The sequence below is a fragment of the Pseudomonas sp. B13(2017) genome, from assembly GCF_002113245.1.
Lineage (GTDB): Bacteria > Pseudomonadota > Gammaproteobacteria > Pseudomonadales > Pseudomonadaceae > Aquipseudomonas > Aquipseudomonas putida_Z.
Genome location: NZ_NEJX01000005.1, coordinates 41,496 through 63,553, shown reverse-complemented (window position 1 = coordinate 63,553; position 22,058 = coordinate 41,496). Strand labels below are relative to the sequence as shown.

18 protein-coding genes are annotated in these 22,058 nt (G+C 64.1%); 3 read left to right on the top strand and 15 right to left on the bottom strand.

Going from position 1 to position 22,058, the window contains the following annotated elements; genetic code table 11:
- Nucleotides 1–26: 26 nt before the first annotated feature.
- The 5 genes from CAG44_RS08885 to CAG44_RS08865 all read right to left on the bottom strand — a co-directional run bounded on the left by CAG44_RS08885 (nucleotide 27) and on the right by CAG44_RS08865 (nucleotide 8,731).
- Nucleotides 27–1,286, bottom strand: a complete 1,260-nt coding sequence (locus CAG44_RS08885; RefSeq protein ID WP_085691951.1) for a response regulator — start codon at nucleotides 1,284–1,286, stop codon at nucleotides 27–29.
- Between the two features lie 136 nt (nucleotides 1,287–1,422).
- Complete coding sequence (gene gabT, locus CAG44_RS08880; protein WP_003255866.1) at nucleotides 1,423–2,700, bottom strand: 4-aminobutyrate--2-oxoglutarate transaminase; 1,278 nt, start codon at nucleotides 2,698–2,700, stop codon at nucleotides 1,423–1,425.
- Nucleotides 2,701–2,883: 183 nt separating this feature from the next.
- Entirely contained in the window at nucleotides 2,884–4,326 is a 1,443-nt protein-coding gene (gabD, locus tag CAG44_RS08875) for an NADP-dependent succinate-semialdehyde dehydrogenase (RefSeq protein WP_015268576.1), read from the bottom strand.
- 338 nt (nucleotides 4,327–4,664) lie between these two features.
- On the bottom strand, nucleotides 4,665–6,341 hold the full coding sequence (locus tag CAG44_RS08870; RefSeq protein WP_085691950.1) for an aryl-sulfate sulfotransferase: 1,677 nt from the start codon (nucleotides 6,339–6,341) through the stop codon (nucleotides 4,665–4,667).
- Between the two features lie 17 nt (nucleotides 6,342–6,358).
- Entirely contained in the window at nucleotides 6,359–8,731 is a 2,373-nt protein-coding gene (locus CAG44_RS08865) for a TonB-dependent receptor (protein WP_371858540.1), read from the bottom strand.
- 156 nt (nucleotides 8,732–8,887) lie between these two features.
- On the opposite strand from CAG44_RS08865, the gene CAG44_RS08860 reads away from it, so the two are divergent.
- The gene (locus CAG44_RS08860) at nucleotides 8,888–9,802 is read left to right on the top strand and encodes a LysR family transcriptional regulator (protein WP_075044302.1); all 915 of its coding nucleotides are present in this window, start codon (nucleotides 8,888–8,890) and stop codon (nucleotides 9,800–9,802) included.
- Between the two features lie 129 nt (nucleotides 9,803–9,931).
- Here the strand turns inward: CAG44_RS08860 and CAG44_RS08855 are convergent, their stop codons facing one another.
- Nucleotides 9,932–10,837 (bottom strand): TauD/TfdA family dioxygenase, encoded by a 906-nt coding sequence (locus tag CAG44_RS08855; RefSeq protein WP_025337303.1) that lies wholly within the window; start codon nucleotides 10,835–10,837, stop codon nucleotides 9,932–9,934.
- Between the two features lie 37 nt (nucleotides 10,838–10,874).
- Nucleotides 10,875–11,912, bottom strand: a complete 1,038-nt coding sequence (locus CAG44_RS08850; protein ID WP_085691948.1) for an ABC transporter substrate-binding protein — start codon at nucleotides 11,910–11,912, stop codon at nucleotides 10,875–10,877.
- 297 nt (nucleotides 11,913–12,209) lie between these two features.
- Between CAG44_RS08850 and CAG44_RS08845 the strand changes: the two genes are divergently transcribed.
- The gene (locus tag CAG44_RS08845) at nucleotides 12,210–13,811 is read left to right on the top strand and encodes an ABC transporter permease (RefSeq protein WP_256575245.1); all 1,602 of its coding nucleotides are present in this window, start codon (nucleotides 12,210–12,212) and stop codon (nucleotides 13,809–13,811) included.
- Nucleotides 13,808–14,671, top strand: coding sequence for an ABC transporter ATP-binding protein (locus CAG44_RS08840; RefSeq protein ID WP_025337300.1), 864 nt, complete (start codon nucleotides 13,808–13,810; stop codon nucleotides 14,669–14,671). The genes CAG44_RS08845 and CAG44_RS08840 overlap by 4 nt, the downstream gene beginning before the upstream one ends.
- A 75-nt stretch (nucleotides 14,672–14,746) precedes the next feature.
- On the opposite strand, the gene CAG44_RS08835 is transcribed toward CAG44_RS08840, so the two are convergent.
- From CAG44_RS08835 to CAG44_RS08800, 8 genes are all read right to left on the bottom strand, one after another.
- Nucleotides 14,747–15,130, bottom strand: a complete 384-nt coding sequence (locus CAG44_RS08835; protein ID WP_371858541.1) for a DUF971 domain-containing protein — start codon at nucleotides 15,128–15,130, stop codon at nucleotides 14,747–14,749.
- Nucleotides 15,130–16,095: a HEAT repeat domain-containing protein gene (locus tag CAG44_RS08830; protein ID WP_085691947.1), complete on the bottom strand. Its 966-nt coding sequence runs from the start codon at nucleotides 16,093–16,095 to the stop codon at nucleotides 15,130–15,132. Before CAG44_RS08830 ends, CAG44_RS08835 begins: the two co-directional genes overlap by 1 nt.
- Nucleotides 16,092–16,943 (bottom strand): ABC transporter ATP-binding protein, encoded by an 852-nt coding sequence (locus CAG44_RS08825; protein WP_085691946.1) that lies wholly within the window; start codon nucleotides 16,941–16,943, stop codon nucleotides 16,092–16,094. The genes CAG44_RS08830 and CAG44_RS08825 overlap by 4 nt, the downstream gene beginning before the upstream one ends.
- Entirely contained in the window at nucleotides 16,943–17,725 is a 783-nt protein-coding gene (locus CAG44_RS08820) for an ABC transporter permease (protein WP_015268565.1), read from the bottom strand. The genes CAG44_RS08825 and CAG44_RS08820 overlap by 1 nt, the downstream gene beginning before the upstream one ends.
- Nucleotides 17,726–17,740: 15 nt before the next feature.
- Nucleotides 17,741–19,147 carry an ABC transporter substrate-binding protein gene (locus CAG44_RS08815; protein ID WP_085691945.1) on the bottom strand — a complete coding sequence of 469 codons (1,407 nt, stop codon included), beginning with the start codon at nucleotides 19,145–19,147 and terminating at the stop codon, nucleotides 17,741–17,743.
- A 118-nt stretch (nucleotides 19,148–19,265) separates the two neighbouring features.
- Nucleotides 19,266–19,511: a ferredoxin family protein gene (locus CAG44_RS08810; protein ID WP_008096634.1), complete on the bottom strand. Its 246-nt coding sequence runs from the start codon at nucleotides 19,509–19,511 to the stop codon at nucleotides 19,266–19,268.
- A gap of 63 nt (nucleotides 19,512–19,574) precedes the next feature.
- Nucleotides 19,575–21,299 carry a fumarate reductase/succinate dehydrogenase flavoprotein subunit gene (locus CAG44_RS08805; RefSeq protein WP_085591790.1) on the bottom strand — a complete coding sequence of 575 codons (1,725 nt, stop codon included), beginning with the start codon at nucleotides 21,297–21,299 and terminating at the stop codon, nucleotides 19,575–19,577.
- The gene (locus CAG44_RS08800; RefSeq protein ID WP_015268562.1) at nucleotides 21,296–22,045 is read right to left on the bottom strand and encodes a GntR family transcriptional regulator; all 750 of its coding nucleotides are present in this window, start codon (nucleotides 22,043–22,045) and stop codon (nucleotides 21,296–21,298) included. The genes CAG44_RS08805 and CAG44_RS08800 overlap by 4 nt, the downstream gene beginning before the upstream one ends.
- Nucleotides 22,046–22,058: the final 13 nt, after the last annotated feature.

Below are 22,058 nucleotides of genomic sequence, written 5' to 3'. Positions count from 1 at the left end.
ATGGGCCGCAAAGCGGCCCCAAAATCTCAGCTGGAAACCTCGGCCTCAGCCACCGGCGGCTCTTCCTGCGGCTTCACCTCCGGGTTCTCCACCTTACGCAACCGCCTCAGTTCCAGCAGGCCAAGCTTGAGCAGGCGCGCAGTCTTGCTGCTGGCCACCTTCTCCAGCCCCTGCTCGGCCGGCAGCCGCGACAACTGCCCGGCCAGGTTCATGGCCAGGATCTCCCGCGAATACACACCGCCGCCCAGCTGGTAGATCGCCGCGATCAATTCGCGCAACCCCAGCGGCAACCGCCAGCGCGTACGCAGTGCCGAGCCGAACGCCGCCCCGAACTCATTGAGCGACAACTGCACCTGGTCCTCATCCAGCTCGCCCCCGGCCAGCCGCCATTCCTGCAGGCAGCGCAGCACCGCCAGGTCGCCCAGGCAATGCAGCAACCCCGCGCAATAACAACGCCCTTCGTCCAGCTCGAGCATGCGTGCCAAGGTGCGGCCATATTCGGCAGCGTGCAGCGACAACTCCCAGTAACGGGCCGCATGCTCCGCCAGCAGCGGGTCACTGAGGCGTGCACTGCGCTTGAGGGTCATGCCCAGGATCAGGTTCATGCTCTGGGTGCTGCCAAGCTTGTTCAAGGCCTGCAGCAACGTCTGCACCGGTGCTTCGCGGTGCAGCGCTGCGCTGTTGGCCGCAGCGATCAGCACGGCGGTGATCTGCGGGTCGCCCTGCACTTCCTCTTCGAGCACTCTCAGGTTCAGGCCCTGGGGGTTGAGCGCGCGCTTGATCGCCACCTGCACATCGGCCAGCAGCGGCCCGCCATCGGCGGTAGCGCGACGCTGTTCGAGGTAGGCCGGCAGGCTGGCACCTGCCTGCAAGGCCGGCACCGGGCAGGCGATCTCTTCGCCAACCGCCAGCAGCAACTCTTCCAGGCGCTTGCGCAGGGTGTCCAGGTTCAGCGGCTTGCTCAGGTAGGCCGTGGGGTGCAAGGGCAGTGCTTCGCGCACACTGGCACTGTCGCTGCGGTTGCTCATGAGAATGAACGGCAACCCCGGACCTTTGGCGCGCACCTTGCGCAACAGGTCGAGGCCATCGACACCGGCCAGTTCGCGCGCGGCGATGATCAGGTCGGGTTTGCTGGACAGCGCACTCAAGGCCTGCGAGCCGTCGGCGCAGACCTGCAGCCGGGCATCACAGCGCACGCTCAACAGCATTTCGCTGAGCATGTCGCGTACCCAGGGGTCGCCCTCGACAATCAGTACGCTTGGTGGGGTGGGGTCTGCAGCGTTCATCGCCAACTCCTGAATAGCCCTGACACACAGTCCGTCGCAGCTTCCTGAGCAAATCCTCCGACAACGATAGCGCCCCACGGCTTTCCTGGGCACAAAAAAAACCCGCCGAAGCGGGTTTTTTCTGAAGCACGTCACATCAGGCGATTTCAGCGAAGCACTCTTCGATGATAGCCAGGCCTTTGTCCAGCAGAGCGTCTTCGGCGGTCAGCGGAACCAGGATACGCAGGACGTTGCCGTAGGTGCCGCAGGACAGCAGGATCAGGCCCTTCTCGCGCGCCTTGGCGACAACCTGGCCAACGGCAGCAGCGTTCGGGGTGTGAGTGCCTTTCTCGAAGACTTCGACAGCGATCATCGAGCCCAGACCACGGACGTCACCGATGATCGGGTACTTCTTCTGGATTTCGCGCAGGCCAGCGGTCAGGCGCTCACCCACAGCTTTGCTGCGATCCAGCAGTTTCTCTTCTTCGAACACTTCGATCACGGCCAGGGCCGCGGCGCAAGCGATCGGCGAACCGGCGTAGGTGCCGCCCAGGCCGCCAGGAGCGATGGCGTCCATGTACTCGGCCTTGCCGCACACACCGGCCAGCGGGAAGCCGCCAGCGATGGATTTGGCGAAGGTGGTCAGGTCAGGCGCAACGCCCATCTGTTCCATGGCGAAGAAGGTGCCGGTACGGCCAGCGCCGGTCTGTACTTCGTCGGCGATCAGCAGGATGCCGTGCTGGTCGCACAGGGCGCGCAGGCGCTTCATCAGCTCTTTCGGCGCTGGCAGGAAGCCGCCTTCGCCTTGTACCGGCTCGAGGATGATCGCGGCGATGTCGCGCGGCTCGGCGTCGTTCTTGAAGATGCGCTCGACCGAGGCGATGGCGTCGTCAACGCTGATGCCGTGCAGTTCGCTCGGGAACAGGGCGCGGAAGATGCCACCTGGCATCAGGCCCATGCCAGCGGAGTACGGCACGACCTTGCCGGTCAGGCCCAGGGTCATCATGGTACGGCCGTGGTAGCCGCCGGTGAAGGCGATGACGCCAGCCCGGCCAGTGGCGGCACGGGCGATCTTGACGGCGTTTTCAACGGCTTCGGAGCCGGTGGTGACCAGCAGGGTCTTCTTGTCGAAGTCGCCTGGGACCAGCTTGTTGATCTTTTCGCACAGCTCTACATAAGGTTCGTAGGCCAGCACCTGGAAGCAGGTGTGGCTGACCTTGGTCAGCTGCTCTTGCACGGCCGCAACCACTTTCGGGTGCAGGTGGCCGGTGTTCAGTACTGCGATGCCGCCGGCGAAGTCGATCAGTTCGCGGCCTTCAACGTCGATCACGGTCGAGTTCTTCGCGGTATCGACGAAGATCGGGTGGATCTGGCCAACGCCACGTGGGACGGCGGCGACACGACGTTGCATCAAGGATTCGTTGGTCTTGCTCATAATGCCCTCATTGCGCCGGTCTGGAGTGGCGCTTTTATTCGGGGGTGGCTGGGAGTGCTCGCGAACAGTATTCGTTGATCGACTGCCGTGAACGCCCTGGCCACCAGGTACTGCGATGTAAAAAAGGCCAGCGAGACGTCGCTCTCGCGCCCCGCTGGCAGAGGTAAAGCCGTTACCGTGCTATCAGACGCTGATGCACAGGTATTTGATTTCGAGGTAGTCCTCGATACCGTACTTGGAACCTTCGCGGCCCAGGCCCGAAGCCTTGATGCCACCGAACGGTGCCACTTCGTTGGAGATCAGGCCGGTGTTGATACCTACCATGCCGTATTCCAGGGCTTCGGCAACACGGAACACACGGCTCATGTCGCGGGCGTAGAAGTACGAGGCCAGGCCGAACTCGGTGTCGTTGGACATGGCGATGACTTCGGCCTCGTCCTTGAAGCGGAACAGCGGCGCCAGCGGGCCGAAGGTCTCTTCCTTGGCGACGGCAGCGGTCTTCGGTACGTCGACCAGAATGGTCGGCTCGAAGAAGTTGCCTTCGATGATCTTGCCACCGGACAGCACCTTGGCGCCTTTGCCAACGGCGTCTTCGATGTGTTCCTGGACCTTGGCGACAGCCTTGCCGTCGATCAGCGGGCCAGTGGTGGTGCCTTCTTCCAGGCCGTTACCGATCTTCAGCTTGGCAACCGCGGCGGCCAGCTTCTGGGCGAACGCGTCGTAGACGCCGTCCTGCACGTAGATACGGTTGGCGCAGACGCAGGTCTGGCCGTTGTTGCGGTACTTGGAGATGATCGCGCCCTCGACCGCCTTGTCCAGGTCGGCGTCGTCGAACACGATGAACGGGGCGTTGCCACCCAGCTCCAGGGAAACCTTCTTGATGTCCTTGGCGCATTCTTCCATCAGCTGGCGACCGATTTCGGTCGAGCCGGTGAAGGACAGCTTGCGGACCAGGGAGTTGCCGGTCAGTTCACCGCCAACTTCGCCAGCGCTGCCGGTAACCACGCTCAGCACGCCAGCCGGGATGCCAGCACGGTGGGCCAGCTCGACCAGGGCCAGGGCGGAGTACGGGGTCTGCGAGGCAGGCTTGAGCACCATGGTGCAGCCAGCGGCCAGGGCCGGGCCGGCTTTGCGGGTGATCATGGCGGCCGGGAAGTTCCACGGGGTGATGGCCGCGGTAACGCCGATTGGCTGCTTGATGACGATCAGGCGCTTGTCTGGCTGGTGGCCCGGGATGGTGTCACCGTAGACGCGCTTGGCTTCTTCGGCGAACCACTCGATGAACGAGGCAGCGTAGGCGATTTCGCCCTTGGCTTCGGCCAGCGGCTTGCCTTGTTCGGTGGTCATCAGGCGAGCCAGGTCGTCCTGGTTCTCGATCATCAGTTCGAACCAGCGACGCAGCTTGGCCGAACGCTCCTTGGCGGTCAGGGCACGCCAGGCCGGCAGAGCCTTGTCGGCGGCTTCGATGGCGCGGCGGGTTTCCGCGGTGCCCATCTTCGGCACGGTACCGATGACTTCACCAGTGGCCGGGTTGGTGACCTTGATGGTCTGGCCGTTGTCCGCATCCAGCCACTCACCATTGATGTAGGCTTGCTGGCGGAACAACTGAGCGTCTTTGAGCTGCATGTCGGCTTCCCGAATTGTTGATTGTTGAAAAGCGCCCAAGGCAGGGCATCGAGCGTTTGAAATCTCAAACGAATGCTAAGCGGCTGCTGGGGTGTTGGACAATAGGCTGTTCGAAAAAAAGAACGAATGGTTGAACACCCTGGCGGAAATTTCATCATTTGCATAATGGCAATGGGCCTCTTCGCGGGCACGCCCGCTCCCACAGGTACCCCACCGGTTTCGAACTCGGTGCAGTACCTGTGGGAGCGGGCGTGCCCGCGAAGGGGCCAGTACAGGTTAGACGAACGAGCTGACGGAAATGTGATGGGAGGACCGACGGCCCTCCCGGAAGGGATGGGTCAGAAGGCCTTGGCCAGGTCGATCACCAGGGCCCGGTAACCCACGCTGCCCGGCTGCCGGCTGTGCACCTTCAGCTCCACCAGCACCTCCTGGGTCCCGCGCCGCACCTCGTTGAGCACGGTGGTGGTCAGTTTCTCCGCGGTCAGGAAGTTCACCGACGCCGAGTAGATGAACTGGGTGTCGGTCTCCGGCCGGTAGGCCACCACCGAGGTCACCGGGCTGTACCACTCGTCACCGCGCTCCTTGCCATATTCCCACACCTGTTCGACCGTGCCCTTGGCCTCGTCGATGCGGTACTCCACCGCCCGGCTGTAGTTGCCGGTCAGCCTGGTCGGCGCAAAGTCGCGGCCCCAGCCGTTGTCGAACACGGTCAGTGTGCCTTTGCCGGTCAGCCAGGCGGTGTGCTGGGTCCAGGACCAGTCGAAGCCTTCGCTCGCCACTGGCTTCAACACTTTCTCGCGCAGACGCTCAGGCCAGCCTTGGGGCGAGGCGAGAATCCACTTCACCTGCTTGTCGCGGCCGATCTTCACCACGCCCTGGTGCCGTGCTGAAACGATGATGCTGTCGTCATCTGCGTCGTAGTCGATGGCATTGACGTGCGCCCAGTTACGCCCGGTGCCCACCCCCGGGGTGTCACCAAAGGGCAGGTCACCCTCGGCCAGTTCGTTGGCCAGCCGCTCGTCCTGTTTCTGCACCCCGGCCGGCAACTGGATGGCTGCCTTGCCCAGGGTTTCCAGCAGGTCGCCACGGTACGGGTCGAGGATCTGGTTGAGGTCCCAGAAGTCCAGCACATCACCGGCCTCGTTGACCTCGATGATGTGGTCGCGGATCGAGCGCACGCGCTTGCCGTCAGGCCGGCGATAGTCGCTGGTACCCACCCGCAGCAGGTAGGTGCCATTGGCGGTCTCGCGGATTTCATGGGAGAAGTCGGCGAACTTGTCGGGCAGGCTGCGCTGCCAGATGCGCCGGCCCAGCAGGTCGTACTTGGAGTAGGTCTGGCCCTGGCCCCAGATCAGCTTGCCGTCGCGGGTCTGCTGGAAGCCCATGGTGCCGCCCAGGCCATCGCGGCGGTTGGAGTCGTGGATCTGCTCGATGTCCAGGTACCAGCGCACGTCGCCATTGCTGTCGGCGATCCAGTTGTTGCCCACCTGGTCCCATTCCGCCGCGCCGCCCAGGGCATTCCACTTGAAGGCACGCCCGCCCGGGATGTCCCCCTGCAGATGGTTGAACAGGTACAGGCGCTGTTCAAAACCTGGCGCTACCTTGACAGGCTGCACTTCAGGCAAGGCAGCGGTCTGCCTGGCCACCACCGGCAGGCGCACGGCCGGGGCGTAGATCTGGTACTGCTCGCGGATGCGCTCGCCGTCGAGCTTGTAGGTCACTTCCACCTGGTTGACGTGATCCGGGTACAGGCCGAATACCGGGATGCCGCCATAGGTCCACAACGAACGGTCGGATACCTCGTAGGCGATGTCCACACCGCGCTCGCCCCGCCCCAGCACGCGCACGTGCGCGGCACTCAGGCTGCGCCCACCGTCGCGAATGATCGCGGTCAGCGGCGCCAGGCGATACGGGTTGACCACCACGTCGCCGAGCAGCGCCTCGTCACGTTCGGGAACCTTGGCGGTCAGGCAGGCGCCTTCAGGCAATGCAGGGGTTTCGGTCTTGGCATTCATGGCATAGCTCCTTGTGCTCAGAAGTCGTAACGGGCGGTGGCGCCGAAAGTGCGCGGGGTGCCGAGCACGCCGGCATAGCCACCGTTGGCGGAGTTCCACAGGCTGGTGAAGTAGGTCTTGTCACCGGCGTTCTTCACCCACAGCGACAGGTCGACCACGCCATCGCTCTGGTCCAGGCGCACACCGGCGGAAAGGTTGACCAGCGCGTAGCTGGGGATCTGGCCGAAATCGGAGTCGTCGATGGTGCCCACCGCCTTGGAGCGGAAGGCGTAGCTGGCGGTGACGTAGGGTTCGATGTGCTCGCTGGCCTGCCACTTGTACTGGGTGTTGAGGTTGGCGATGTACTTGGAGGCGCCGACCACCTGGTGGCCGGACAAATCGCAGGTGGCAGTGGCATTGGCCAGGCTCACCTCCGGCGGGCATGGGGCGTCCTTGTACTCGGTGTAGCGCACGTCGTTCCACGAGCCGTTGAAGTTGACCGTGAGGCCGCGCAGCGGCAGCGCCGTGGCTTCGAACTCCAGGCCACGCGAGCGCACGCGGCCGGCGTTGGCCAGGTACTGCACGCGGTTGATCTGGTCGTAGACGTTGGCCTGATAGCCATGCACTTCGGCCCAGAACAGGTTGGTATTGAGTTGCAGGCGGTCGTCGAACAGCGAGCTTTTCAAGCCGAGTTCGGCGTTGTTGACCCGCTCGGTGCCGACCAGCAGCGAGTCGGTGCCCAGCCGTGGCGCAGCGCCAACGGTAAGGTTGATGCCGCCAGACTTCTCGCCGTGGGTCAGGGTGGCGTAGCCCAGCAATTGCTCGTTGAAGCGGTAGCTCAGGCCCAGCAGGCCAGAGGGGCTGAAGCTGTACTGGTTGAGGTCGCCTGAATCGTAGGCGCCTACCCGGCCCTGGCGTGCTGCTGCGGCGGCCCCGGTTACTGCCGCACCGCCGGTTGGTGCATCGCGGGTCACCCAGGCGCTCTTTTCTTCATAGGTGCCGCGAACGCCGGCGGTGAAGTCCAGGCGGTCGGTGATGTGCCAGGTGCCCTGGGCGAACAGCGCGTAGCTGTCCGTGTCGATGTGCCCGTTGCCAATGGTGTCGACGTTGGCCAGGGCGCCGGCCGGGGTGAGGTTCCAGATGTCCGCCTGCGGCCCGTAGAAAGTGAAGGATTTGTTGTCCAGGTCCTGCTTGAAGTAGTACGCACCCAGCACGTAGTCGAAGGCACCACCGGTGGGCGAAGCCAGGCGGATTTCCTGCGAGTACTGCTTGTCGCGCACCGACACCCCGGCGCTGTAGAACACCGGCACGTTGAGGCCGTCGTCGTTGCGCGGGGTGAAGTCCCACCAGCGGTAGGCGGTGATCGAGGTCAGGGTGAAGTCGTTGGGCAGGGTCCAGTTGGCCTCCACCGAGGTACCGCCCTGGAACACCGTCACCTGCTGGTCGGCGTCGAAGTTGACCTTGCGGTGCTTGCCCGACACCAACGTCGCGCCGGCCTGGGCGGCCAGGCTTTCGTAGCGGTTGACGCCATTGATGGTAGGGCCGGTGCTGTACAGGCTGAGGATGCCGTTGTCTGAGTCTTCTTCGTTGTATTCGCCGATCCAGCGCAGGTTGAAGGTTTCGCTCGGTTTGAACAGCAGCTGGGTACGAAAACCTTGGCGCTTGCCGCCGTTGAGGTCGTCGCCGTTGTGGATGTTCTTCACATAGCCGTCGTCTTCGGTGCGATAGGCGCTGATGCGCCCGGCCAGTGTGTCGCTGATCGGCCCCGAGAAGCTGCCTTGGGTTTGCAGGTAGCCGTCTTCACCAATCGACTGCTGGATGCTGCCCTCGCGGTGGAAGGTGGGCTTGCGCGTGGTGATGTTGAGCACGCCGGCGGTGGTGTTCTTGCCGAACAGCGTACCTTGCGGGCCGCGCAACACCTCCAGCTGCTCCACGTCCAGCAGGTCGAACACCGCCATGCCGGGGCGGCCGAGGTAGACGTTGTCCAGGTAGATGCCGACGCTGCCTTCCAGGCCATCGCTGGCGGGGTTGTTGCCCAGGCCACGGATCGAAATGCTCGACTGACGGGCATGAACGTAGGCGACGTTGGTGCTGGGTACCAGTTGCTGCAGGTCCTGCACACGGTAGATGCGTTGGCTTTCCAAGGTTTCGCTGTCGAGCACGCTGATCGGCGTGGGCACGCTTTGCGCGGTTTCTTCGCGGCGGCGGGCATTGACCGTGACGGTGCCGAGCTTGGCTTCCTGCTCCACCGCCGGGGTGGCGCTGACCGGCTCTTCGGCGAAGCTGGCAGAGGATGCCGCCAGCAGCACGCCGGCAGCCAAGGGTTGCAAGGTGAAACGCGACGCGCGCGCAGGCCAACGGGAAACTCCGGACATGCAAATGCTCCTTGAGGCATGGGCCCTGGCGAGCATTTCCGTTGGCGGAACCGAATCGCGGTCAGTCGGGCTTATATTCTTTTAGGCGATATAAATATTTGTAATTCATATTTTGTGGAATAAGTGACTCCCTTTATAAGGGGGCTAACCCTTGTCAGCAATTGCATTCGACCGAAAGTTTCAATGTAAAAAATGCATATCGATCTCCGTCAGCTGCGCCACTACATTGCCCTTGTCGAGCACCGCAGCTTCGTTGCTGCGGCGGCTGCGGTGAACCTGTCGCAATCAGCGTTCAGCCGCAGCATCCAGACCCTCGAGCACAACATCGGCTGCCGCCTGGTGGACCGCGCCAGCAAGGAGCTGGCGCCGACTCGCCAGGGCCTGCTGGTGCTGGAGCATTCGCGGCGGCTGGTGCATGGGGCGCACAACCTGGTCAACGAGATCCACCAGTTCAACGGTGCCACTACCGGCGTGGTGCGCTTCGGCTCCGGCCCGGCGCCGGCAGGGGGTTTGGTACCGCGGGCGGTGGCACGCTTCGTCGCCGAATACCCCGCGGCACGTACCTGCTTCCAGGTGGATAACTGGCAGGCGCTGAACCGCAAACTGGTTGCCGAGGAGATCGAGTTCTTCGTCGCCGACACCCGCCAGTTCGAGTCCGACCCGGACTACCAGGTGCACAAGCTGACGCCGCAGCGCTGGCATTTCTGCTGCCGCGTCGGGCACCCGTTGACCGAGCGCGAGAGCGTGCGGGCGCGCGACCTGTTCGACTACCCACTGGCTACCACCTTCCGCCCGCCGAACATCCGCAAGATCCTCAGCGACCTCAGCGGGCGGCAGGATTTTCTGCCGACGGTGGAGTGCGAGCATGGCTATGCACTGCTGAATGTGGTGATGCATTCGGACACCATCGGCATTGCCTGCAATGCCAACTTGCGGCCGTATCAGCGTGACGGGGGATTGGTTGCATTGCAACTGGCCGACCTGACGGTGGAGCAGGAAGAAGCGTTCTATACCCGTTATGGGGTGGTGAGCCGGGTGGGGTATGGGCTATCGCCGTTGGCTCAGGGGCTGGTCAGGCAGTTGATTGCCTGCGATACCGAGTTGTAGCTGGCAGGGGCTTCGCCCCCGAATCGCCGGCAAGCCAGCTCCCACAAGATCACCGCAGCCTTCTGGCCTGTGATGTACCTGTAGGAGCTGGCTTGCCGGCGATAGGGCCGCAAAGCGGCCCCGGCAATATCAGCCTTTACGCGTAGTGCGGCTGAGTTGCCCATCCACCCCGACCGGCACCTCACCCGCCAGGGTCACCCGCCGCACCACCCGCGGCTGGGTCCCGTAATCATCCACCGCATAATGCTGCGTCGCGCGGTTATCCCAGATCGCCACGTCCCCCGCCTGCCAGCGCCAGCGAACGGTGTTCTCCAGGCGCGTCACATGCCCTTGCAGCACCGCGAACAGGTGTTGCGAATCCGCCAGCGAATAACCTTTGATGCGCTTCACGAAATGCCCCAGCTGCAGCACCCGCTCGCCACTGATCGGGTGCACGCGCACCACCGGGTGCTCGGTCTCGTACACCGTGGAGGTGAACACTTTGCGATAGCGCTCCAGCTTGGCCGGGTCCACATCGGGCTTCACGCTGGCGTAGTCGTATTCGTTGCTGTGCACCGCCCACAGTTTGTCGGCCAGCTCGCGCAGCGGCTCGGGCAGCTCCTGGTAGGCCGTGGCGGTGTTGGCCCACACGGTGTCGCCACCGGATGCCGGCGCCACCACGCTGCGCAGGATCGAGGCCTTGGGGTAGGCGTCGACGAAGGTCACGTCGGTGTGCCAGGAGTTGGCCCGCTGGCCTTCGGCACCATCGAGCTGCAACAGGTAGCTTGTGCCATCCACCACCGGCACGGTGGGGTGGGCGACCGGCTCACCGAGCAACTTGGCGAAGGCTTCCTGGCTTTGGTCATCCAGGTGGGTCTGGCCACGGAAGAAGATCACCTTGTGCTTCACCAGCGCGGCCTGGATGGCGTCGAGGGTGGCGGCATCAAGGTCGGCGGACAATTGCACCCCGCGAATTTCGGCACCGATGCGGCCGGCAACCGGGTGGATGTCGAGTTCGAGGGTTTGTGGCGCGGTGGCCAGGGCGGCGTTGCTCATGGTCGTGTCCTTGCGGTCATTGTCGGGTTATCGGGGTTCAGCGGGCGGCCTGCACGGCCTGCTTCTGTTGCAGGGCGGCATCGAGGAAGCGTGGTTCGATCCAGTCGGCCACCTGGAAGCCACGACGGATCAGGCGCTCCTTGGCGGCCAGGTCCACGCCCTGTTGCAGCTGGCCGACGAATTCGGCGTCCAGCCGTGGATCGAAGTAATGGGCCAGGTCTTCCTTGGCCAGGTCGTCGCTGAGGATGCTGCGCGGCCAGTTGGCATTGCTGGCCACCAGCTCGACATAGGCCTCGCGGTTGTGTTCGTCGCGCAGCCAGGCGCTGGCCTGTTGCTGGGCATTGACCAGGCGCTGCACCAGCTCGGGGTATTTGCGGATGAAATCGCCAGTGCCCAGCAGCACCGCCTGGGTACTGCCGGCACCTTCCAGGTCACGCGAGTTGACCGGTAGCTCTACCAGCCCGCGCTCGCGCAGCGACAGCAGGTTGGACAGGCCCCAGGTGGCGTCGATCTGCTTGGCGGCCAGTGCGGCATTGGCGGCGTTGAAGTCCAGGTTGATCACCTTCAGGTCGCGCTCGCTAAGCCCCTGGCTGGCCAGGGCGCTGGCGAACGACAGCTGGTTGGCGGTGCCACGGAACACCGCCACGCGCTTGCCTTTGAGGTCGTGCAGGGTCTTGATGCCGGAACCGGGCACCACGCCCAGGTAGCTCTTCACCCCACGTACCCCCGCCGACAGCACGCGGGTGTCCAGGCCATTGGCCTTGCCGACGATGGCGGCCAGGTCGCCGAGGTAGGCGAAATCGGCCTGGCCGTTGGCCAGCGCTTCGTTCACCACCGGCCCGGCGCCCTTGAAGAAGTGCCAGTCGATGCGAATGCCGTCCTTGGCGAATTCCTTCTCCAGCAGTTGCTGGTCACGCAGCACGTCGACCACGCCACCGGCGCTGGGCTTGCTGCCCGCGCTGAGGTCGGGCACGGCGATGCGGATGCTTGCTGGCTTGGCCGGTTCAGCTGCGTGGGCGCTGAGGGTGAGGGCCAGCCCAAGGGCGGTGATCAGATGGCGCAGCGGGGTTTTCATGGCAAGGCTCCTTGGCAGGCTGCCACCGGCGATGGCCGGCGCTTTGGCCAGAAGCTAGGCAGGTCTGGTTAGAACCTACAAAGATCAAAACTTCATTCTTCAGTAACTGGAAGGCATAAATCAGGCGGCACGCGGGCCTGCGGCTGGCTTGCGGAAAACGCATGGAAAATATGAGGAAAACGCAACGGCGAGGGGCTTCCGTATGCATGAAGCGCATGCTCTTATCTCTTGAAAGTCATTTTTTAGAATTTTTAATTCCATAAATGAATAATCTAACAACGCTTCGAGAGATGGCCGATGAATGGAATTCTGAGCAGAGGTCGGGGATTGTTCCGGGGGTCGCTGCGCGACCCTTTCGCGACGCAAGGCCGCTCCCACAAGGATCGCGCCCGCTTGTTGCCCTGGGTCTTGCCTGTGCTGGTTGCACTGCTGTGGGTGGTGGCCAGCCGGGAGCACTGGATGAGCGAGCAGATTCTGCCGGCGCCAGCATTGGTGTGGCAGAGCGCGGTGGAGTTTGGCTCCGGCGAGCTGTGGGGGCACCTGTGGATAAGCTTGCAGCGGTTGTTCTGGGGGCTGGCGGTCGGCATCGGCAGCGGGTTGCTGCTGGGGGTCTGGCTGGGTGCTTCGCAGCGGGCGCAGGCGCTGGTGCTGCCGACCTTCGTGGCGCTGGCACAGATTCCTACCCTGGCCTGGATCCCGTTGTTCATGCTGTTCTTCGGGATCGGCGAGTTGCTCAAGCTGGTGGTGCTGGTGAAAGCCGTGGTGGTCCCCGTTACCTTGCACACGCTGGTCGGTGTACGCGATGCCCAGCCCAAGCTGCGAGAGGCCGCTGCGGTGCTGCGCCTGCCTCGCCATCTACTGTTCCTGCGCCTGCTGCTACCGGCTGCCCTGCCCGCCTTCCTCACCGGCGTACGCCTGGCCCTGGCCACCGGCTGGACCTCGCTGCTGGCGGTCGAACTGCTGGCCTCCAGCGAAGGGATTGGCTACCTGATGGTGTGGGGACGGCAGCTGTTCATGCTCGACCTGGTGCTGCTGTGCATCCTGGTGATCGGCCTGGTCGGCGCACTGCTGGAGCGCGGCTTCTCGGCCCTGGAAAAGCGCCTGCTGTACTGGCCGCAAGCGGCCACAGGGGAGCAGCACCGTGGCCCCGTGCCGCGGGGTTGGCAAAGCCTGCTGCTGCCACTGGCACTGTTGGCACTGTGGCAGGCCAGCAGCAGCTTTGGCTGGGTCGACAGCAACATCCTGACCTCGCCACTTGAAGTGTTGCGCACCCTGCTGACCGGCCTGGCCGATGGTTCGCTGCCGCAAGCCTTGCTGCTGAGCCTGCAGCGCGCTTTGGCCGGCTTGCTGCTGGGCGGTAGCGCTGGCCTGCTGGTCGGTTTGCTGTTGGGGCTTTCGGCCAATGCCGAACGTATCTTCGGGCCCAGCCTGTCGGCCTTGCGTCAGGTGGCGCTGTTTGCCTGGGTGCCGCTGCTCACAGCCTGGTTCGGCCTGGGTGAAGGGGCCAAGCAGGTATTCGTCGGCATGGCTGCGTTCTTCCCGTTGCTGATCGCCACCCAGCGCGGTATCGCCAGCCTCTCGCCGCAGCTGGGTGAAGCCGCGCGCACCCTGCGCCTGAACCTGTGGCAACGCCTGCGCCTGCTGGTGCTGCCCGGCGCAGCCCCGGCCATTTTTGCCGGCCTGCGCCTGTCGCTGATCTACGCCTGGCTGGGCACCATCGGTGCCGAATACTTCATGCCCTCGGACGGTGGCATCGCCAGCCTGATGATCGGCGCCCAGCAACTGTTCCGCATGGACCAGGTAATGGCCGCCATGCTGCTGATCGGCTTGGTCGGCGCCCTGCTCGGCACCCTTGGACAACGCCTCGAATCGCGCGCCACGCGCTGGAGAACCGCATGAACGCCTTCAATACCTCGCACCTGCACGCGGCCAACCAGCCCGACGTCACCCCGCCCCTGGTCAGCTTCGAGGGGGTCGGCAAAGTGTTCAGCGTCGATGGCCAGCCGCTGGAAGCCATCCGCAACTTCAACCTGTCGATCAACCAGGGTGAGTTCATCGCCATCGTTGGTGCTTCCGGCTGTGGCAAATCCACCCTGCTGCGCCTGCTGGTAGGGCTGGATACCGACTACAGCGGCAACATCCGTGTGGACGGCCACACTGTCAGCGGCATTGGTAGCGAACGCGGCATCGTGTTTCAGGAACACCGGCTGTTCCCCTGGCTGAGCGTGGAACAGAACATTGCCCTGGGCCTGGTCAACGAACCGCTCACCCAGGGTGAGCGCGCGCGGCGGGTACATGAGTTCGTGCAACTGGTGGGGCTGGTCGGCTTCGAGTCGGCCTACCCTCACCAGCTGTCCGGCGGTATGGCCCAGCGCGTGGCGATCGCCCGAGGCCTGGTAGCCAGCCCGCGTATCCTGCTGCTCGACGAGCCGTTCGGCGCGCTGGATGCGCTGACCCGCCAGCAACTGCAGGACGAGCTGCTGGCCATTCGCGAACGTGCCGGCATCACCACGCTGCTGGTCACCCATGACGCCGAGGAGGCCACCTACCTGGCCGACCGGGTGGTGGTTCTGGAGCCGCGCCCGGGGCGGATCAAGTCGGTGGTGGAGATCGACCTGCCACACCCACGGTTGCGTACGGGCGTGGCACTTCACGAGCTGCGGGAGAAGGTGCTGCACCAGATCACCGGGGATGGCGGCTACCTGACGCCGCCGGTGCGACGGGTCGAAGGGCTGAGGCCGGAGCTGATTGCGCTCTGAGCCTGTGGGAACGGGCCCGTACTCATAGAACTGCCCATGACTCACTGAATTAGCAGGGCCCCTGCGGGAGCGGCTTTAGCCGCGAACACCGGCGCAGCCGGTGCCATGCACCGAGTTGGATTCTTCGCGGCTAAAGCCGCTCCCACAGGGTACGCGGACCACTTGCGAATTCAGGTCTAACCGGGCACTGAGGTCACGCAGGTAAGCCCAAGGGTAGATACCCCGCTCATGCCCATCGCTGAACACCAGCTGCACGCCATATCCTTGCGGCTCGATTTGCACCACGCGCACATCATCGCGAACCAGGCTGATGCTCCCCTGCAGCCGTGCCGCTCGGCATTGTGAACAGGGGCAAGCACCGCGCAGGCGGGCATGGCTGAGGCTGTGTTCGCCGTCTTGCCATTGCAGCACCAATTGCCCGGGCCCGCGCATGTTGCGAATAGCTTGCGGGGCGTTCATCAGGAGGCCCCGCGCAGTTGCGCCATGGCGATCCGCACAGCCTTGCGCACCTCGGGGTCGCTATCGGCCTCGGCGGCCTGCAGCACCGGCAAGGCACGCGCCTGGCCCAGCTCACCCAGGGCCAGAGCCGCCTCCTTGCGCAGGTTGGCAATGCCGTGGCCGAGCAACTCGCCAAGCGCGTCCAGGGCCGCAGCATGACGCAGCCGTCCCAGGGACCGCGCCGCACGCAGACGTACTTGCCAGAAGTCATCGGCAAGAGCATTTACCAGTGCCGGGCCTGCTGGGGCCAGGCCCACCTTGCCTAGCGTGGTGGCGGCTTCTTCGCGCACTTGCCAGGCCTTGTCAGCCAATGCAGCCACCAATGCTGGCACCACCGCGCTGTCGCGGGCGAGGCCCAGCGCACCAATGGCCGCGCGGCGCACCTCGGTGTCCGGCTCGTCTGCGGCAAGCTTTGCCAATGCTGGCAATGCCGGCTGGTGCTTGAGCCAGCCAAGAATACCCACTGCCTCACGCCGGACCGCGGCGTCGCCATCGGCCAGGGCCAGCAGTGCAGGCTCTGCAGCATCTTCCAGGCGCAGCTCGCGCAAGGCACGCAGGGCGCTGGCACGGACGAAGGCATCTGCATGCTTGACCCATGGCAGGATCAGCTGACCGGTTTCAAGGCTCTTGAGTTCGCTGAGGCTCTGGGCGGCAGCCAGCCGTACCGGCTCGCCAGCATCGGCCAGCGCAGCGCACAGGGCCTGCACAACTTCGGGTTCTTCCCAGGCCTCGAGCAGGCGCGCGGCCTCGGCACGCACCTCGTCGGCGGCATCCACCAGCAGTGCATCGGTGAGCCATGGCAAGCCATCCGGGTCTTCCAGGTCGGCCAGTTCGATCAGGGCGATACGGCGCACACCTGCATCAGCGGCACCAAGGCGAGGCAGAAGAGCAAGGATGTCGGGGTTGTCAGTCGTTCGTTCAGTCATAGCGCGATCCGTAGCGGTGGGTGCTCAGTGTCCGGCAGGCCCAGCGGGGTCAGGCGCGGGAGTTCGCGGCCTTCCTCGTGACGGAGCAAGGCCAGACAGTGACGCTTGAGGTGAGTGAATTCAGGGCTGGTCAGCAGGCTGGCGCGGCGTGGGCGCGGAAACTCCAGGTGCAGGTCTTCGATAAAGCGGCCAGGTCGCGGGCTCATCACCAGGATACGGTCGGCCAGGAACAGCGCCTCGTCGATATCGTGGGTGACGAACACCACGGTGGTGCGGATGCTTGCCCAGATATCCAGCAACAGCTCTTGCATGCGTGCACGGGTTTGCGCATCCAGGGCACCGAAGGGTTCGTCCATCAGCAAAAGGCGCGGCCGGTTGATCAGCACCCGGGCAATCTCGGCCCGTTGCTGCATGCCGCCGGACAACTGACTGGGCCAGCGCCCGGCAAAGTCGGCCAGCCCCACCAGTTGCAGCATTTCACGAGCCTGCCGGCGACGTTCGGCGCGGCTCTGGCCCTGCATCTTCAGACCAAAGGCCACGTTGTCGAGCACGCTACACCAAGGCAGCAAGGTGTGGTGCTGAAACACCATGCCACGCTGCGGTGACGGCCCGGCAACGGTCTGGCCATCCACGCTCAACTGGCCGCTGCTGGGCACCAGGTGCCCGGCCAGGGCGCCAAGCAACGTCGACTTGCCACAACCGGAGGGGCCAAGGATGCAGACGAACTCGCCAGGCTCTACGGCAAAGTCCAGACGCTGCACCGCCTCGAATGCTTCGCTGCCGTGCCCCAGTCGAATCGACAGGCCACGCCCGTCGATACGCCCTGGCGCTGGTTGATAACTGTTCATCAGCTGGCCCTCCGCGTGCGGTACCAAGGCGTGGCCAATTCCCCAAGGCGCTTGACCAAGGCGCTGCTGCCCATGCCCAGCACGCCGATCAGCAGCATGCCGACGATGATGTCCGGGTAGTTTTGCAAGGTGTACGACTCCCAGGTGTAGTAGCCGATACCGAACTGTCCGGAAATCATCTCGGCGGTGACCAGGCAGAACCATGAAGTCCCCATGCCGATGGCCAGGCCAGTGACGATGCTTGGCAGCGCTCCAGGCAACACCACTTCGCGCAGGATTGACCAACGCTCTGCACCGAGGCTGCGCGCCGACGCCACCAGGCGCGGGTCGATGGCCTCGACGCCGTGCACGGTGTTCAGCAGGATCGGGAACAGCGCGCCAGTGAAGGTTATGAACACCATCGACAGTTCCGACGACGGGAACATCAGGATCGCCAGCGGGATCCACGCCACCGCCGGAATCGGCCGCAGCACTTCGAGTGGTGGCAGCAGGGTGTCCTCGGCCCATTTCGAGCGGCCGATCAACAACCCCAGGGCCACGCCAATCAGCGCCGCGGCGCCATAACCGGCAAACACCCGTGACAGGCTGCTGCCCAGGTGCGCCAGCAGGGTGCTGGAAGTCAGCAACTGCCAGGCAGCTTCCAGCACCGCCTTCGGTGTGGGGACATAGGTGAACGTCAGCAGCCCGAGGTCCAGCTTCACGCTCGCCGCGACCTGCCAGAACAGCAGGCAGGCCAGCAGCGAAGCCAGGCGCACCGGCCAGCGCTTGAGGTTGCAGGTCATGTCGGTGCCTCCCGGTCAGCGCTGGGCGACCAGCTTCTGGTTGGCGCTGACGAAGTCCAGCGCTTCACCGCCATGGGCCTTGGCATACTGCTCGGCCTGGTCCTTGAGCAGGAACGCCGCCAGTTCACCCTTGGCGTTACGCACGAACCAGGCCTGGTTCGCCAGCAACTTGATTCCGCTGTCGGCGGCCTGGGCGTAGATGGCGCGGATGTCCTTGCCCTCCTGCTCCAGCTGGGCCAAGGCGCCAAGCGCGGCCTCCGGCGAAGCGTAGTGGCGGACCTTGCCTTCACCGCGCACCCAGATCTGTGCCAGGCGGCTGAAGTCAGTAATCGGTTTGCCTGTCAGCGCGTCATTGGCCTTGAGTGGCTGCGGATCGTAGTCTTTCAGCGCCTTGTCGTAGTCCAGGCCAGCCTCCTTGAAGGCCGCACGGATGTACTGGTCGTCGATGAACTTGTCAGTGTCGAGGCCGCGGTCGGTCTTTTTAAGCAGCTTGAGCGTATCGATGGAGGTTGCGACTGCCTGACGGTATTCAGGCTTCCATGTCAGGTCGCGGGTCTGCAGGCCGAGCGGGCCGTGGAACAGGTAATTGACCTCGGCCTCGATGCCGGTGACTTTCTCGATCAACTCGCTGTACTTCTCAGGTTCCGCAGCGATCAGCCGATCGGCTTCGAGGCTGGCGCGCAGGTAGGCGGTGACCACTTCGGGGTACTTCTTCGCATAATCGGCATCGACCAAAGCGCCATGGAAGGTCGGTGCGTTGGCCTGGGCGCCGTCATAGATCTTGCGGGCGAAGCCGCGGTTGGGGAACAGTTCGGCGAACGGCACGAAGTCGGCATGGGCCTCGATGCGGTTGCTACGCAGGGCGGAACCGGCGATTTCCGGCGCCTGGGCGATGATTCGCACATCCTTCTGCGGGTCCCAGCCCTGGGCTGCTAGGGCACGCAGCAGCATGCCGTGGGCGGTGGAGGCGAACGGCACGGAAATGGTCCTGCCCTTGAGTTCAGCCAGCGACTGCACGCTGGACGCCGCCGGTACGACGATGCCATTGCCGCTGCCGTGCACGCTGCCCGACAGCACGCTTATGAACAGGCTGCGCTTGCCGGCATCCAGGTGAGCAACACCGTTGAACGACCCGGGGAAGTCGGCCATTGCACCGAAGTCGAGTTTGCCAGCGACCATTTCATTGGTCAGTGGCGCACCGCTGGTGAAGTTCTTCCACTCCACCTGATACTTGGCATCTTTGTATTTGCCGTCATGCGGCAGGTACTTGTCCAGCAGGCCAAGCTCGCGTATCAGCAGGCCACCAGTGGCGCAGTTGATGGTGGTGTCCTGGGTGCCAATGGCGATGCGGACGGTTTCGGCGCTGGCATTCAGGCCAGTGAGCGCCAGCGCGAGGCCGGCCACGGTTGCAACAAGGCGCATGGGTGTTTCCCCTCGAGTCGTTATAAGAGTTGGGCCGTCTCCGCCGCCCGGCTTGGGTGGTGGGAAACGAGGGGCACAGCAGGAGGGCGTCCGGTGGTGCGCCGGATGGCGGGATGAATCAGCGCAGCAGGTACGGGATGTCGACCTTCACCGCACCCGTGGGGCAGTCCTTTTCGCAGGGCATGCAGTACCAGCATTCGTCGAAGGCCATGTAGGCCTTCTGCGTGGCCGGGTTGATCGCCAGCAGGTCCATGGGGCAAACCTCCACGCAGACGGTGCAGCCTTTTTCGGCGATGCACTTGTCTTCGTCGATGGTGACGGGGGCGCTGCTGCGGAAGAAGATTTCTTGCGGCTGGTAGGCCATTTCACGGAGTCCTCGGGGCCTGCGGCCCTCGTTCTTCGAAGTGTTCACAGGACACAGCGTCGCCTAGGCTGCATCGGCCTTTACCCGCAGCTGGTCGTAGGCGGTCTGCTCTTCTGCGTCCAACGCAATCAGATAAGGCTCGACCGCTTTCCTGAAACTGGTCATTTCACCGTTCTCGCCCTTTTTCAGATGGCAATGGCAGAACCACTCGCCATCATTGCGCTCAGGGAAGTCCACCCGGTGGTGGTACAGCCCCCAGCGGCTTTCCTCGCGGAACAGCGAGGCCCGCGCCGCCATCTCGGCGCAATCGCGAATCACCGAAACCTCCATCGCACGCATCAGTTCATGGGGGTTGCTGGCCTTCATCTGGTCCAGGTCACGTTCGATCTCGGCAAAGCGCGCCAGGCCGATTTCCATCTTTTTGGTCACCTTCGGCGGCTGCAGGTAATCGTTGACCATGCGTCGGAGCTTGTACTCGACCTGCGCTGGCGGCAGGCCATGCTGACGCTGCAGCGGGGCAAACACCCGCGCGCGCTCGCGCTCGACCTGTTCGGCATCGACCTCGGCGAATTCGCGCCCGGTCACGTAATGCGCAGCGTTCACACCGGCAAACCAGCCATAGGTGAAGGCCCCGAGCATGTAGTTGTGCGGCACCGCTGCCATATCGCCCGCGGCATACAGCCCTTTGACGCTGGTCTCGGCCTTTTCATTGACCCACACCCCCGACGCCGAATGCCCCGAGCAGAAACCGATCTCCGAGATATGCATCTCGACCATGTGCTGGCGATAATCGGTGCCACGCCCGGCGTGGAACTGGCCACGACTGGGGCGCTCGTTGCTGTGCAAGATCTCTTCGATGTTCTGGATGGTTTCCTCGGCCAAATGATCGAGCTTGAGGAACACCGGGCCATTGCCGCCCTCGAGTTCCTGATGGAACTCCCACATCATCTGGCCGCTCCAGTAGTCGCACTCGATAAAGCGCTCACCCTTGCTGTTGGCGGTATATCCACCCAGTGGGCCGGTGACGTAGGCACAGGCCGGGCCGTTGTAGTCCTTGATCAGCGGGTTGATCTGGAAGCACTCGAGGTTGGCCAGTTCGGCACCTGCATGGTAGGCCATGGCGTAGCCATCACCGGCATTGGTCGGGTTCTCGTAGGTGCCCATCAGATAGCCCGACGACGGCAGGCCCAGGCGCCCGGCCGCGCCGCAGGCAAGGATCACCGCCTTGGCCCGCACCACGCGAAACTCACCGCTACGGCAATCGAAACCCAGCACGCCAGCGGCCGCGCCTTCACCATCGAGCAGCACACGGGTGCAGACCATACGATTGCTGATTTCGACCCGGGCACGCTTGAGCTGACGGTACAGCACCTTCTTGATGTCGTGGCCTTCGGGCATGGGCAGCACGTAGGCGCCCATGTGGTGAACCTTTTTCACCGCGTAGTCGCCGGTCTCGTCCTTCTCGAACTTCACCCCCCAGCGGTCGAGTTGCTCGATGGTTTCAAAGCTGTGGGTAGCGTAGGCATGCACCGTGGCCTGGTTGACGATACCGTCATTGGCCACGGTGATTTCCTTGGTGTACTGCTCGGGGGTGGCATGGCCTGGGATGATCGCGTTGTTCAGGCCATCCATGCCCATGCTGATGGCACCGCTGCGCTTGACGTTGGCCTTGTCCAGCAGCAGCACGCGCAGGCTTTTGTCCTGCTCCTTGGCCTTGATCGCCGCCATCGGCCCGGCGGTACCGCCACCGATGACGATGATGTCGTAGTCCTGGGTCTGGATGCTCATGCCTTGCTCCCCTTCTGGCGGTCGATGCGCAGGCGGTACTGGAAAGCATCGCCGCGGTAGTAAAGGTGTTCGAAGTCCAGTGGCGTACCGTCGGCGGCATGGGTCAGGCGCTCGATGCGCATGATTGGCGAGCCTTCTTCAACATCCAGGGCCTGGGTCAGGTCGCTGTCGGCCAGCACGGCATCGATGGCCAGGTCGGCGTGGCCAAGGGCAATGCCGCAGTCGTTTTCCAGGAGCAGGAAAATGTCGCGGGTGACAAGGTCGGCCTTTTCCAGCTTTTCGCCGACGGCCTTGGGCAACCAGGTCAGCTCCAGCGACACCGGCTCGCGGTTGATCAACCGCACCCGGCGGATCTCGGTGACCAGGCTGCCCTCCTCGACCTGCAGCCGCGCGGCCACCAATGCATTGGCTGGCACATGGCGGAAGCTGCGCAGGCGGTTGATCACCTCGTAACCCATTTGCGTCATCGACTCGCCCAACCCCTGCAGGGTACTGACGTTCTGGAAAGCCTTGGGCTTGGCTACGAAGGTACCCTTGCCATGAATCTTGAAAATCAGCCCTTCCTTCTGCAAGTCGCCCAGTGCCTGGCGCACAGTGATGCGGCTGACGTCGAAAGCCTTGCCCAGTTCGCTTTCCGAGGGCATGCGGCTATGCGATGGATAAGTGCCGTCGAGGATGCGCTCGCGCAGCAATTCCTTGAGCTGGGTGTAAAGCGGTACCGGGGACAGGGGGAGCAGTTCGGCCATGGGGTCTCTTCGC